General features: G+C 71.8%; 10 protein-coding genes. All 10 read left to right on the forward strand.

Annotation, left to right across the window (positions count from 1 at the left end):
• Positions 1–14 precede the first annotated feature (14 nt).
• The 10 genes from trpB (at position 15) to BOQ63_RS31920 (ending at position 14,027) form a co-directional block, all read left to right on the forward strand.
• A complete protein-coding gene (gene trpB, locus BOQ63_RS31875; RefSeq protein ID WP_030281915.1) occupies positions 15–1,265 on the forward strand; it encodes a tryptophan synthase subunit beta in 1,251 nt (416 codons plus the stop codon).
• 2 nt (positions 1,266–1,267) lie between these two features.
• Positions 1,268–2,092 carry a tryptophan synthase subunit alpha gene (gene trpA / locus BOQ63_RS31880; RefSeq protein ID WP_030281912.1) on the forward strand — a complete coding sequence of 275 codons (825 nt, stop codon included), beginning with the start codon at positions 1,268–1,270 and terminating at the stop codon, positions 2,090–2,092.
• A 217-nt stretch (positions 2,093–2,309) separates the two neighbouring features.
• Entirely contained in the window at positions 2,310–2,555 is a 246-nt protein-coding gene (locus tag BOQ63_RS31885) for a hypothetical protein (RefSeq protein WP_157846574.1), read from the forward strand.
• Positions 2,556–2,684: 129 nt separating this feature from the next.
• On the forward strand, positions 2,685–3,194 hold the full coding sequence (locus tag BOQ63_RS31890; protein ID WP_078656452.1) for a MauE/DoxX family redox-associated membrane protein: 510 nt from the start codon (positions 2,685–2,687) through the stop codon (positions 3,192–3,194).
• Between the two features lie 61 nt (positions 3,195–3,255).
• Positions 3,256–4,119: a DsbA family protein gene (locus tag BOQ63_RS31895; protein WP_030551222.1), complete on the forward strand. Its 864-nt coding sequence runs from the start codon at positions 3,256–3,258 to the stop codon at positions 4,117–4,119.
• 119 nt (positions 4,120–4,238) lie between these two features.
• Entirely contained in the window at positions 4,239–5,324 is a 1,086-nt protein-coding gene (gene lgt, locus BOQ63_RS31900; RefSeq protein WP_072655363.1) for a prolipoprotein diacylglyceryl transferase, read from the forward strand.
• Positions 5,325–5,469: 145 nt separating this feature from the next.
• Positions 5,470–6,207 carry a VIT1/CCC1 transporter family protein gene (locus BOQ63_RS31905; protein WP_370863283.1) on the forward strand — a complete coding sequence of 246 codons (738 nt, stop codon included), beginning with the start codon at positions 5,470–5,472 and terminating at the stop codon, positions 6,205–6,207.
• A gap of 445 nt (positions 6,208–6,652) precedes the next feature.
• Positions 6,653–11,296 carry a glutamate synthase large subunit gene (gene gltB / locus BOQ63_RS31910; RefSeq protein ID WP_191093681.1) on the forward strand — a complete coding sequence of 1,548 codons (4,644 nt, stop codon included), beginning with the start codon at positions 6,653–6,655 and terminating at the stop codon, positions 11,294–11,296.
• The gene (locus BOQ63_RS31915; RefSeq protein WP_072655364.1) at positions 11,289–12,749 is read left to right on the forward strand and encodes a glutamate synthase subunit beta; all 1,461 of its coding nucleotides are present in this window, start codon (positions 11,289–11,291) and stop codon (positions 12,747–12,749) included. The genes gltB and BOQ63_RS31915 overlap by 8 nt, the downstream gene beginning before the upstream one ends.
• 411 nt (positions 12,750–13,160) lie before the next feature.
• Entirely contained in the window at positions 13,161–14,027 is an 867-nt protein-coding gene (locus tag BOQ63_RS31920; RefSeq protein WP_030281894.1) for a Sco1979 family transcriptional regulator, read from the forward strand.
• Positions 14,028–14,036: the final 9 nt, after the last annotated feature.

Below are 14,036 nucleotides of genomic sequence, written 5' to 3' on the forward strand. Positions count from 1 at the left end.
CAAGGGAAACCACCATGTCCGAGAAGGACTACCTGCCCGGCGCCCAGGTGCCGGACGCCCGCGGCTACTTCGGCGCGTACGGCGGCCGCTTCATCCCCGAGGCGCTGGTCGCCGCGGTCGAACAGGTCGCCGAGGAGTACGAGAAGGCCAAGGCCGACCCGGCCTTCGCCGCCGAGCTCGACGGGCTGCTGAAGGACTACACCGGCCGCCCGAGCCCGCTGACCGACGTGCACCGCTTCTCCGCCGAGGCGGGCGGCGCGCGGATCCTGCTCAAGCGCGAGGACCTCAACCACACCGGCTCGCACAAGATCAACAACGTGCTGGGCCAGGCCCTGCTCACCAGGCGGATGGGCAAGACCCGGATCATCGCCGAGACCGGTGCCGGTCAGCACGGCGTGGCCACCGCCACCGCCTGCGCCCTGTTCGGCTTCGACTGCACCATCTACATGGGCGAGGTCGACACCGAGCGCCAGGCGCTCAACGTCGCCCGGATGCGGATGCTCGGCGCCGAGGTGATCGCCGTCAAGTCCGGCAGCCGGACGCTCAAGGACGCCATCAACGAGGCCTTCCGCGACTGGGTCGCCAACGTCGACTCCACCCACTACCTGTTCGGGACCGTCGCCGGTCCGCACCCCTTCCCGATGATGGTCCGCGACTTCCACCGGATCATCGGCGTCGAGGCCCGGCAGCAGGTGCTCGACCGCACCGGGCGGCTGCCCGACGCGGTCGTCGCGTGCGTCGGCGGCGGCTCCAACGCGATGGGCATCTTCCACGAGTTCATCCCGGACGCCGGGGTGCGACTGATCGGCTGCGAGGCGGCCGGCGAGGGCGCCGACACCCCCAAGCACGCCGCCACCCTGACCAAGGGCGACCCGGGGGTGCTGCACGGCTCCCGCACGTACGTCCTGCAGGACGAGGACGGGCAGACCGTCGAGTCGCACTCCATCTCGGCCGGGCTCGACTACCCGGGCGTCGGCCCGGAGCACGCCTGGCTGAAGGACACCGGACGGGCCGAGTACCGGCCGGTGACGGACGACGCGGCCATGCGGGCGCTGCGGCTGCTGTCCCGCACCGAGGGCATCATCCCGGCCATCGAGAGCGCCCACGCCCTCGCCGGGGCCCTGGACCTGGGCCGCGAGCTCGGGCCGGAGGCGACCATCCTGGTCTCGCTCTCCGGGCGCGGCGACAAGGACATGCACACCGCGGCCCAGTACTTCGGGCTGTACGACGAGCCGGCCGGCGACCGGGCCGAGGGGGGCAAGTGATCATGGCTTCGAAGCCGAGTGCCAGCAAGCTGAGCGGAGTCCTGGCCGGCGCCAAGGCCGACGGCCGGGCCGCGCTGATCGGCTACCTCCCGGCCGGGTTCCCCACCGTCGAGGGCGGGATCCGGGCGGTCGACGCACTGATCGAGGGCGGCTGCGACGTCGTCGAGATCGGACTGCCGCACTCCGACCCGGTCCTGGACGGCGCCGTCATCCAGACCGCCGACGACATCGCGCTGCGGGGCGGGGTGCGGATCAAGGACGTGCTGCGCACCGTCCAGGAGGTCGCCGCCGCGCACCCCGGGACGGCGGTGCTGGTGATGACGTACTGGAACCCGGTCGACCGCTACGGGGTGGCGCGCTTCGCGGCCGACCTCGCCGCGGCGGGCGGGGCGGGCTGCATCCTGCCGGACCTGCCGGTGGAGGAGTCCGAGGAGTGGCGCAAGGCGGCGGACGCGCACGGGCTGGACACCGTGTTCGTGGTCGCCCCCAGCAGCAAGGACGCACGGCTGGCCGAGGTCACGGCCGCGGGCAGCGGCTTCGTGTACGCGGCCGCGGTGATGGGCGTGACCGGCACCCGGTCGGCGGTCGGATCGCTGGCCGAGGACCTCGTCGCCCGCACCCGGGCCACCACGGACCTGCCGGTGTGCGTCGGTCTCGGGGTCTCGAACGCGGAGCAGGCGGCGGAGGTCGCCCGGTTCGCGGACGGGGTGATCGTGGGGTCGGCGTTCGTGAAGCGGATCCTGGAGGCCGGCGAGGACGAGGCCGCGGCGCTGGACGGTGTCCGGGCGCTCGCCGGTGAGCTCGCCGCGGGAGTGCGCAGGCGCTGACGCACGGTCCGGTCGACGGCCCGCCACCCCTGCGAGGGGTGGCGGGCCGTTCCGCTGCGCGGGCCCGGTTCGCCGCCGTCAGCTTCGGGGCGGCCCCGAACGGGTGAACACTGACGGCGACACGCATCAGGCGGGATTGACCGGCGTTGACTGGAGGGACGAGTGCACCGGACAACGTGCACGGGGGTAGCCGAGCGAGCGGAAGGGGTGAGCGCCGGTGGCGGGTCTTCATCGGGCCGTGCTGCTGCGGGCGGCGGCTGCCGCCCTGGCCCTGGGCGCCGCGGTCGGCGCGCACACCGAGGTGGGGCAGGCGCTGGCCAAGCGGGGGGCCGAGCGGGCGGAGCGGGACGCGGTGGCCTGCGCGGAGGCGGCGCGCTGGGACGCGGTCGAGCGGGCGGCCCGGGCACAGCACGAGGGACGTCCGGAGCTGTTCGATCCGGGGCGGGTGCCGGGCTGCCGGTGACGCAGGTGTGTTCGAGGAGAATCGGACACAACGTCACTCGTCCGGCTTAATTCCTGAATCCGGAGGAACCGGCCTTCGCCCCTTACGGTTCGTCAGGAAGTGAACGAGTTTCCCGAGGGGGGTTCCCTGATGGCCGGCGCCGCAGTGCAGCCCCGTGACTCCGCACCGGCGCGGCGGCCGCTGCCGGCCTGGAGCGAGTGGGCGGGCACGGCCGTGCGGCTCGGCCTGGCGGTGGTCTGGGGGTGGGCCGGGCTGGCCAAGATCGCCGATCCGGCCGAGGCCGCCCAGGCCGTCCGGGCGTACGAGATCCTGCCCGAGGGCCTGGTCAAGCCGATCGGCTACGGGCTGCCCTTCCTGGAGCTGGCGCTCGCCCTGCTGCTGGTGATCGGGCTCGGGGTCCGGCTGGTGGCCGGGGCCTCCGCGCTGCTGCTGCTCACCTTCGTCGCCGGGATCGCCTCGGCCTGGGCGCGCGGCATCTCGATCGACTGCGGCTGCTTCGGCGGCGGCGGGCACGTCGACGCCTCGCAGACCGAGTACCTCCAGGAGGTCCTGCGCGACACCGGGTTCCTGCTCCTGGCCGGATGGCTGTTGTGGCGGCCCCGCACCCGGCTCTCGGCCGACGGCTGGCTGGCGAGCTGAACCGTTCGGCCACTCCCATTCCCGCACCCGACGGAGGCCCCCGACCGTGGATGTCAACGCAATGAGCGAGAAGAACCGAGAAGGCAAGCGCACCGCCCGCGAGCGGATGCTGGAGCAGCGGGCGGTCGAGGAGGCCACCTCCCGGCGCAGGAAGAAGCTGATCGTCGGCGGGGCCGTGCTCGCGGTGATCGTCGCCGCGGTGGCCACCGGCGTCGTGGTGCAGAACCAGCGCTCCAAGCCGGAGACCCCGACCGCCGCCCCTGCCGGGACGATCGGTGACAAGAACCTGGTGGTCCCGGTCGGCGCGAGCAACGCGCCGTCGGTCCTCACGGTGTACGAGGACCCGCGCTGTCCGGCCTGCGGCATTTTCGAGCGCGAGTTCTCGGCGACCATCGACCAGCTGGAGGACGCCGGGAAGATCTACACCAACGCCCACGTCGTGTCCTTCATCGACCGGTCGCTGCAGGGCAAGGGCTCCAAGAACGGGGCCAACGCGCTGGGGTGCGCCCAGGACGCCGGGCACTTCCGGGACTTCCACGACGTGCTGTACCGCAACCAGCCGGACGAGACCAACGACGCCTTCGGCAACAAGGCGGTCCTGCTCAACCTGGCGAAGCAGGTGAACGGGCTGGACACGCCCGAATTCCGGGCCTGCGTCAACGACAACAAGTACGGCGGATGGGTGTCGGCGGTGCAGCAGGACTTCGACAGGTCCAGCTACAAGTCGACCCCGACCGTGCTGCTCAACGGCAAGCCGATCTACCCGAAGAACGGCGACGAGGACATCACCCCGGCGAACCTGGTGAAGTGGGTGGACGCCGCCAACCAGGGCAAGCCGTTGGGCACGGCGGGCTCGAACGGGCAGACCCCGGCGCCCACCGCGGCCGCTTCGGAGGCCAACAACCCGTCACCGGCGGCGGGCTGAGCCGCCGCTCCGCCGTCGCCCCCTCCCCGCCGGGAGGGGGCGACGGCGTCCGTTGTTCGGTTTCTGTGACCCCGGGGGTGCCCGACGGGGACGTCGGACCCTGTAGCGTCGGAACTGCCATGGATATCGCCTACATTCCCAGCCCGTCGCGGGGCGTCCTCCACCTCGGACCGATCCCGCTGCGCGCCTACGCCTTCTGCATCATCCTCGGGGTCGTCGCAGCCGTCTGGCTCGGCAGCAAGCGCTGGGTCGCCCGGGGCGGTGCCAAGCACACCGTCGGTGACATCGCCGTCTGGGCCGTGCCGTTCGGCCTGGTCGGCGGCCGGCTGTACCACGTGATCACCGACCACCAGCTGTACTTCGGCGAGGGGAAGAACCCCTGGAACGCCTTCAAGATCTGGGAGGGCGGCCTCGGCATCTGGGGCGCGGTCGCGCTGGGCGCGGTCGGCGCCTGGATCGGCTGCCGCCGCCGGGGCGTGCCGCTGCCCGCGTACGCCGACGCCATCGCGCCGGGCATCGTGCTCGCGCAGGCGATGGGCCGCTGGGGCAACTACTTCAACCAGGAGCTGTACGGACGGGCGACCACGCTGCCGTGGGGCCTGGAGATCCACAAGACGCTGCCCGACGGCGAGGTCGTGAACGGGGTCTTCCACCCGACCTTCCTGTACGAGTCGATCTGGGACGTGGCGGTCGTGCTGCTGGTGATCTGGGCCGACCGGCGCTGGAAGCTGGGGCACGGCCGGGCGTTCGCCCTGTACGTGGCCGCGTACACGGTGGGCCGGTTCTGGACCGAGTGGCTGCGGATCGACGAGGCGCACGTCTACTTCGGCCTGCGGCTCAACGACTGGACGTCGATCGTGGTGTTCATCGGCGCCGTGGCGTACCTCGTGATCGTCGGGAAGAAGCGGCCCGGGCGCGAGGACCCGGCGAGCATCGACCCGGCGGCGCACGCCGAGGCGGAGGCTGCCGGGGAGAAGGCGGCCGGGGACAGGGCGGCCGACGAGAAGGCCGTCGCGGGGAAGGCGCTCGCGGGGAAGGCTGCCGCGGCGAAGGCGAAGGGCGAGGGGCCGAGCGAGACGGTGGCCGGGGACAAGCCCTCCCGCATCGTGGACGGCGACGGGCGCGCGGAAGCGGACCCGCAGCCGGCCGCCGCGGCCTCCGCGGCCGCCGAGAAGACCGGCAAGGACGCCGAGAACCCCATCTGAGCAGGCACTTCCACTGACTGAGGCTGCCCTTCGCAAGCGCTGCGAAGGGCAGCCTCAGCATCGTTCGGGAAGCCTTATCTTGCTGGAAATGCCCAGGTCAAGCGGGCTACGGTCGGGGGGACGAACGAAGACGAGGGGAAGAACCGTGACTGCGAGCACCCTGGAAGCCGAGCCGGCCCAGCACCCGCGGATACCCGCGGCCGACCACCACCGGGACGTCAACGGCGGCTGGCTGCGGCCCGCGGTGTTCGGCGCGGTGGACGGCCTGGTGTCCAACTTCGCGCTGATGACCGGCGTGGTCGGCGGGGCGGCGTCCAACGGCACGGTGATCCTGACCGGGCTGGCGGGCCTGGCGGCCGGCGCCTGCTCGATGGCGGCGGGGGAGTACACCTCGGTGGCCTCGCAGCGGGAGCTGGTGCAGGCCGAGATCGAGGCCGAGCGGCTGGAGCTGAGCCGCAACCCGCACGGCGAGCTGGCCGAGCTGGCGCAGCTGTACGTCTCGCGCGGGGTCGACCCGGAGCTCGCCCACGAGGTGGCCCGGCAGCTGTCCCGGGACCCGGAGCTGGCGCTGGAGATCCACGCGCGGGAGGAGCTGGGGATCGACCCCACCGACCTGCCCTCGCCGCTGGTCGCGGCCGGTTCGTCCTTCCTGTGCTTCGCGCTCGGCGCGCTGCTGCCGCTGCTGCCGTACCTGCTGGGGGCCACCTCGCTGCTGCCCGCGGTGGTGCTCGCGGCGCTCGGCCTGTTCGGCTGCGGCGCGGTGGTGGCCCGGGTGACGGCGCGCAGCTGGTGGTTCAGCGGGCTGCGGCAGCTGGTGCTGGGCGGGGCCGCGGCCGGGGTGACGTACCTGCTCGGGGTGCTGATCGGCGGACACGTCGGGTAGGCGGCGGGGCCGACGGGCGGTCGACGAGCACTGCATGGTTATGCCGGGCAGTGCGTGACGTTTCACACATGGACGTCGCGCGCTGCCCGGCATCGTCTCATCATCCGGCGTTCCCGGCCGCGGATTCGCATCCGGCGGACCCGGTCCCGGAATGGATTCCCAGGCGCCCATGATCGGCTCGTGTGGCGATCCGGTTTCGCCCCTGTTTCGGGCCGGGGGTCGTTGGGCACAATCGTCGGGACGTGCACCGCTGCGCGTCCTCTTCCTCCAGCCCCCTGACCTGCGTGTCCGTCCGCCATGTGGACGGGATATTCCGCTTCTCGGGATCCTGGGCAACCATGTAACTTGCACGACACACCGCACCATCGCATCAGGGCCAACGTCGTCCCTACTTGCACCAACTTGCCGAAAGACGACGACGGGAGAGCCGATGCTGTCTGCATCCATGCACTCCGCCAACGAGCCTCAGGCCGGCGCCGCCCGCCAGCCGTACGCGCTCGTGCCGGATGCGCGACCTGCTGCTCAGGGCCTGTACGACCCGCGAAACGAGCACGACGCCTGTGGCGTCGGTTTCGTCGCCACGCTGACCGGCATCGCCGACCACACGATCGTCGAGCAGGCGCTGAACGTCCTGCGCAACCTGGAGCACCGCGGCGCCACCGGCGCCGAGCCGGACTCCGGTGACGGCGCGGGCATCCTGACCCAGATCCCGGACGCCTTCCTGCGCGGGCAGGTCTCCTTCGAGCTCCCGGCCGCCGGCTCCTACGCCGTCGGCATCGCCTTCCTGCCGGACGAGGACGGCGCCGACGCCGCCGCCGTCGCGCAGATCGAGGCGATCGCCGCGGAGGAGGACCTGACCGTCCTCGGCTGGCGCGACGTGCCGGTCACCCCGGACCTCCTCGGCGCCACCGCGCGCAGCGTGATGCCCCGGTTCCGGCAGCTCTTCCTCGCGTCAGCGCCTGTCGGGCAGAGCCCCGGCGCGGACGGGCGGGCCGGCATCGAGCTCGACCGCATCGCCTTCGTCGTCCGCAAGCGGGCCGAGCGCGAGGCCGGGGTGTACTTCCCGTCGCTGTCCGCCCGCACCATCGTCTACAAGGGCATGCTGACCACCGGCCAGCTGGAGCCCTTCTTCCCCGACCTGTCGGACCGCACCTACGCGTCCGCCCTCGGTCTGGTGCACTCGCGGTTCTCCACCAACACCTTCCCGAGCTGGCCGCTCGCCCACCCGTACCGCTTCGTCGCCCACAACGGCGAGATCAACACGGTCAAGGGCAACCGCAACTGGATGCGCGCCCGGGAGTCCCAGCTCGCGACCGACCTGATCCCGGCCAACAAGAACGGGCGGGGACTGGAGCGGATCTTCCCGATCTGCACCCCGGACCACTCCGACTCGGCCTCCTTCGACGAGGTCCTGGAGCTGCTCCACCTCGGCGGCCGCTCGCTGCCCCACTCGGTGCTGATGATGATCCCGGAGGCGTGGGAGAACCACGCCACCATGGACCCGGCCCGCCGCGCGTTCTACCAGTACCACTCCAACCTGATGGAGCCCTGGGACGGCCCGGCCTGCGTCACCTTCACCGACGGCACCCGGATCGGCGCCGTGCTCGACCGCAACGGCCTGCGCCCGGCCCGCTACTGGGTCACCGAGGACGGCCTGGTCGTGCTCTCCTCCGAGGTCGGCGTCCTGGACATCGACCAGCAGAAGGTCGTCCAGAAGGGCCGCCTGCAGCCCGGCAAGATGTTCCTGGTCTGCCTCAACGAGAAGCGGATCGTCCCGGACGAGGAGATCAAGGCCGACCTGGCCGCCGAGCACCCCTACGAGGAGTGGGTCACCGGCGGGCAGATCCAGCTCGCCAAGCTCCCCGAGCGCGAGCACATCGCCCACACCCACGCCTCCGTCACCCGCCGCCAGCAGACCTTCGGCTACACCGAGGAGGAGCTGCGCGTCATCCTCGCGCCGATGGCCCGCACCGGCGCCGAGGCCCTCGGCTCGATGGGCACCGACTCGCCGATCGCCGCCCTGAGCGAAAAGCCCCGGCTGCTGTTCGACTACTTCGTGCAGCTCTTCGCGCAGGTCACCAACCCGCCGCTGGACGCCATCCGCGAGGAGCTCGTCACCTCGCTGCTGTCCAACCTCGGCCCCGAGGGCAACCTGCTGACCGCCGAGGCCGCCTCCTGCCGCTCGGTCGGCATCACCTTCCCGGTGATCGACAACGACGAGCTGGCCAAGCTCGTCCACATCAACGCCGACGGCGACCAGCCCGGGCTGAAGGCCGTCACGCTGTCCGGCCTCTACAAGGTCGCCAGCGGCGGCGAGGGCCTGGCCGCGCGCCTGGCCGCGATCGCCGCCGAGGCCGACGCCGCGATCGCCGACGGCGCCCGGATCATCGTGCTCTCCGACCGGCACTCCGACGCCGAGCACGCCCCGATCCCCTCGCTGCTGCTCACCTCCGCCATCCACCACCACCTGATCCGCACCAAGCAGCGCACCCAGGTGTCGCTGCTGGTCGAGGCCGGCGACGTCCGCGAGGTGCACCACGTCGCGCTGCTGATCGGCTTCGGCGCCGGCGCGGTCAACCCGTACCTGGCGATGGAGTCCGTCGAGGACCTCGTCGCGCAGGGCACGTTCATGAATGAGGGGGGCATCGAGGGCGTCGAGGCCGAGAAGGCGATCAAGAACCTGATCAAGGCGCTCGGCAAGGGCGTGCTCAAGGTGATGTCCAAGATGGGCATCTCCACCGTCGCCTCCTACCGCGGCGCCCAGGTCTTCGAGGCCATCGGCCTCTCCCAGGAGCTGGTCGACGGCTACTTCGCCGGCACCACCACCAAGCTCGGCGGCATCGGCCTGGAGGAGATCGCCCGCGAGACCGCCGCCCGGCACGCCAAGGCGTACCCGGCCTCCGGCATCCCGGCCGCCCACCGCGCCCTGGAGATCGGCGGGGAGTACCAGTGGCGCCGCGAGGGCGAGCCGCACCTGTTCGACCCGGACACCGTCTTCCGGCTCCAGCACTCCACCCGCAACCGCCGGTACGACATCTTCAAGCAGTACACGGACCGGGTGAACGAGCAGTCCGAGCGCCTGATGACGCTGCGCGGCCTGTTCCAGCTGGACGGCCTCGGCCGCGAGCCGATCCCGGTCGAGGAGGTCGAGCCGGTCTCCGAGATCGTCAAGCGCTTCTCCACCGGCGCCATGTCCTACGGCTCGATCTCCCGAGAGGCCCACGAGACCCTCGCCATCGCGATGAACCGCCTCGGCGGCAAGTCCAACACCGGTGAGGGCGGCGAGGACCCGGACCGCCTGTACGACCCCGAGCGCCGCTCGGCGATCAAGCAGGTCGCCTCCGGCCGGTTCGGCGTCACCTCCGAGTACCTGGTCAACGCCGACGACATCCAGATCAAGATGGCCCAGGGCGCCAAGCCCGGCGAGGGCGGCCAGCTGCCCGGCCACAAGGTGTACCCGTGGGTCGCCCGGACCAGGCACTCCACCCCGGGCGTCGGCCTGATCTCCCCGCCGCCGCACCACGACATCTACTCGATCGAGGACCTGGCCCAGCTGATCCACGACCTCAAGAACGCCAACCCGGCCGCCCGCATCCACGTGAAGCTGGTGTCCGAGGTCGGCGTCGGGACGGTCGCGGCCGGCGTGTCCAAGGCACACGCCGACGTCGTCCTCGTCTCCGGGCACGACGGCGGCACCGGCGCCTCGCCGCTCACCTCGCTCAAGCACGCGGGCGGCCCCTGGGAGCTCGGCCTCGCCGAGACCCAGCAGACCCTGCTGCTCAACGGGTTGCGCGACCGCATCGTGGTCCAGACCGACGGCCAGCTGAAGACCGGCCGTGACGTCGTCATCGCCGCGCTGCTCGGCGCCGAGGAGTTCGGCTTCGCCACCGCCCCGCTGGTCGTCTCCGGCTGCATCATGATGCGCGTCTGCCACCTGGACACCTGCCCGGTCGGCGTCGCCACCCAGAACCCGGTGCTGCGCGAGCGCTTCTCCGGCAAGCCCGAATTCGTCGTCAACTTCTTCGAGTTCATCGCCGAGGAGGTCCGGGAGATCCTGGCCTCGCTGGGCTTCCGCTCGATCGAGGAGGCCGTCGGCCACGCCGAGCACATCGACGCCCGGGCCGCCATCGACCACTGGAAGGCCGCCGGGCTCGACCTGGCCCCGCTGTTCCACGTGCCCGAACTGCCCGAGGGCGCAGCCCGCCACCGCACCACCGACCAGGACCACGCCCTGGACAAGGCCCTCGACAACCAGCTGATCGAGCTGGCCCAGGACGCCCTGGAGCGCGGCGAGTCGGTCCGGCTGGAGCTGCCGATCCGCAACGTCAACCGCACCGTCGGCACCATGCTCGGCCACGAGGTCACCAAGCGGTACCGCGGCGAGGGCCTGCCGGAGGGGACGATCGACGTCACCTTCACCGGCTCGGCCGGGCAGTCCTTCGGCGCCTTCCTGCCCAAGGGGATCACCCTGCGCCTCGAGGGCGACGCCAACGACTACGTCGGCAAGGGACTCTCCGGCGGCGTGGTCGTGGTGCGCCCGGCGCGCGAGGCCGCGGCCATCGGCAACGACGCCCAGAACCACGTGATCGCCGGAAACACCATCGGCTACGGCGCCACCTCCGGCCGGATCCACCTGCGCGGCAAGGCCGGTGAGCGCTTCGCCGTCCGCAACTCCGGCGCGACGCTGGTCGTCGAGGGCGTCGGCGACCACGCCCTGGAGTACATGACCGGCGGCCGGGTCGTCATCCTCGGCGAGACCGGACGCAACCTCGCGGCCGGCATGTCCGGCGGCATCGCGTACGTCCTGGACCTGCGCCCCGCCAACGTCAACGACGGCATGGTGGGCATCGAGGCCCCCACCGCCGCCGACCGCGACTGGCTGCGCGAGACCGTGCAGCAGCACTACGAGGAGACCGGCTCCACCGTCGCCGCCGAACTCCTGGCCGACTGGGGCAGCGGGGTCTCCCGCTTCTCCAAGATCATGCCGACCGACTACAAGGCAGTGCTCGCCGCCAAGGACGCCGCTGAGCGCGATGGCCTCTCCGAGGCCGAGACCACTCGCAAGATGATGGAGGCGGCACATGGCTGACCCCAAGGGCTTCCTGACCACGCCCAAGCAGCTGGCCGAGCGCCGGCCCGTGGACGTTCGCATCCGGGACTGGAACGAGGTCTACGTCGAGCGCAGCCTCCTGCCGATCATCAGCAAGCAGGCCGGCCGCTGCATGGACTGCGGCATCCCGTTCTGCCACAACGGCTGCCCGCTCGGGAACCTCATCCCCGAGTGGAACGACCTCGCCTACCGCGACGACTTCACCGGCGCCATCGAGCGGCTGCACGCCACCAACAACTTCCCGGAGTTCACCGGGCGGCTGTGCCCGGCGCCCTGCGAGTCGGCCTGCGTGCTCGGCATCAACCAGGACGCGGTGACCATCAAGAACGTCGAGGTCACCATCATCGACAAGGCCTGGGACCGCGGCGGGGTCACCCCGCAGATCCCCGAGCGGCTCTCCGGCAAGACCGTCGCCGTCGTCGGGTCCGGCCCGGCCGGCCTGGCCGCCGCCCAGCAGCTCACCCGGGCCGGCCACACCGTGGTGGTGTACGAGCGCGCCGACCGCATCGGCGGACTGCTGCGCTACGGCATCCCCGAGTTCAAGATGGAGAAGCGCCACATCAACCGCCGCATCGAGCAGATGCGCGCGGAGGGCACCCGGTTCCGCACCGGAGTGCACGTCGGCGAGGACATCACCGGGCAGCAGCTGCGCGAGCGTTTCGACGCCGTCGTGGTCGCCGCCGGCGCCACCACCGCCCGTGACCTGCCGGTGCCCGGGCGCGAGCTCAAGGGCGTCCACCAGGCCATGGAGTACCTGCCGCTGGCCAACAAGGTGCAGGAGGGCGACCTCGTCGACTCGCCCATCAGCGCCAAGGGCAAGCACGTCGTCGTGATCGGCGGCGGCGACACCGGCGCGGACTGCGTCGGTACCGCCCACCGCCAGGGCGCCCTGTCGGTCACCCAGCTGGAGATCATGCCCCGCCCCGGCGAGGAGCGCCCCGGGCACCAGCCGTGGCCCACCACGCCGATGACCTACAAGGTCACCTCCGCGCACGAGGAGGGCGGCGAGCGGGTCTACTCCGTCAACACCACCCACCTCACCGGCGACGAGGACGGCAACGTCCAGGAACTGCACCTCGTCGAGGTCGAGTTCAAGGACGGCCGGTTCGAGCCCGTCCCGGGCACCGAGCGGACCATCCCCGCCCAGCTGGTCACCCTGGCCATGGGCTTCACCGGGACGGACGTCAGGAACGGCCTGGTCGAGCAGCTGGGAGTGGACCTCGACGCGCGCGGTAACATTGCCCGCGACGGCCGGTTCGCCACCAATGTCGATGGCGTGTACGTCTGCGGAGACGCCGGCCGAGGCCAGTCGCTGATCGTCTGGGCCATCGCGGAAGGCCGTTCGGCCGCCGCCGCGGTGGACAGGTACCTGGGCGGCAAGACCCCGCTTCCCGCCCCGATCCGGCCCACGGACCGCCCGCTGGTGGTCTGACGGGCCCTGACGGTCCGACCGGCCCCACCCCGAACCCCCGGCGCCGCATCGCCGGGAGCTCAACCCGCTGCCCCCGCCAGCGTCGCCGGGCCAACGCGGTCTCCTGGCGCCTGCCCTCTTCCCCGACCAGTTGGAGGGCGGGCGCCGTCGCGTTTCCGCCGAGTGTTCGCGCGGGCTTCGCGGGCCCTTCGGGCGGCGTTCCCAGGCGCTTCTCACCTGCGCTCTCACCCGCCTCTTACCGGCGCTCCCACCTGCGCCTTCACCACCGGGCCGCCAACCGCCTCACAGCTTCCTCCCAGGCTTCGCACAGCCGCCGGAACGCGCACCGGGACGGACTGTTGTTCGTCGGTGCCAGGTGGCAGACTGCCGCCGACGGCCGGGGGGCTGCGCGAGTGCGGAGGTTGACTTCTCATGGGCACGACTCAGGCAGGCGGAGGCGCCACCGTAAGGCGCCTGCTGCTCGGCAGCCAGCTGCGCAAGCTCCGCGAGTCCAGAGGCGTCAGCCGCGAGGAGGCCGGGTACTCGATCCGTGCCTCCGAGTCCAAGATCAGCCGGATGGAACTCGGCCGGGTCGGCTTCAAGGAACGCGACGTCGCCGACCTCCTCACCCTCTACGGCGTCGACGCCGAACAGGAACGGGCCAACGTGCTCGGACTCGTCCGCGAGGCCAACGCCACCTCCTGGTGGCACGACTACGGCGACGTGCTGCCCGCCTGGTTCCAGAACTACCTCGGACTGGAGGAGGCCGCCGCCGAGATCCTCAGCTACGAGGTCCAGTTCGTCCACGGGCTGCTGCAGACCGCCGACTACGCCCGCGCCGTCATCGCAGCCGGCTGCCACGGCCTCCAGGACGAGGAGATCGAACGCCGCGTCGAGGTCCGCCGCAAGCGCCAGGACCTGCTCACCGCCGAACACCCGCCCGAGCTGCTCGCCGTCCTCGACGAGGCCGCGCTGCGCCGCCCCTGGGGCGGACCGGAGCTGATGCGCGGCCAGCTCGACCGGCTGCTCGAACTCGCCGAACTGCCCAACGTGCGGCTGCAGGTGCGCCCGCTCGGCGGCGCGGCGCTGGGCGCCGAGAGCGGCGCGTTCAGCGTGCTGGGCTTCAGTGAGGCCGAACTCGCCGACGTGGTCTACCTGGAGCAGTTCACCACCGCGCTGTACGTGGACAAGCCCGCCGAGGTCGCCTCCTACCGGCAGGCGATGGACGGGCTGCTCGCCGAGAGCCTCGAACCCGGACCGACCCGCGATCTTCTGCGCTCGGTACGCCAAGAGCTTTGACACGTCAGT

Source organism: Streptomyces viridifaciens (genome assembly GCF_001888885.2).
Lineage (GTDB): Bacteria > Actinomycetota > Actinomycetes > Streptomycetales > Streptomycetaceae > Kitasatospora > Kitasatospora aureofaciens.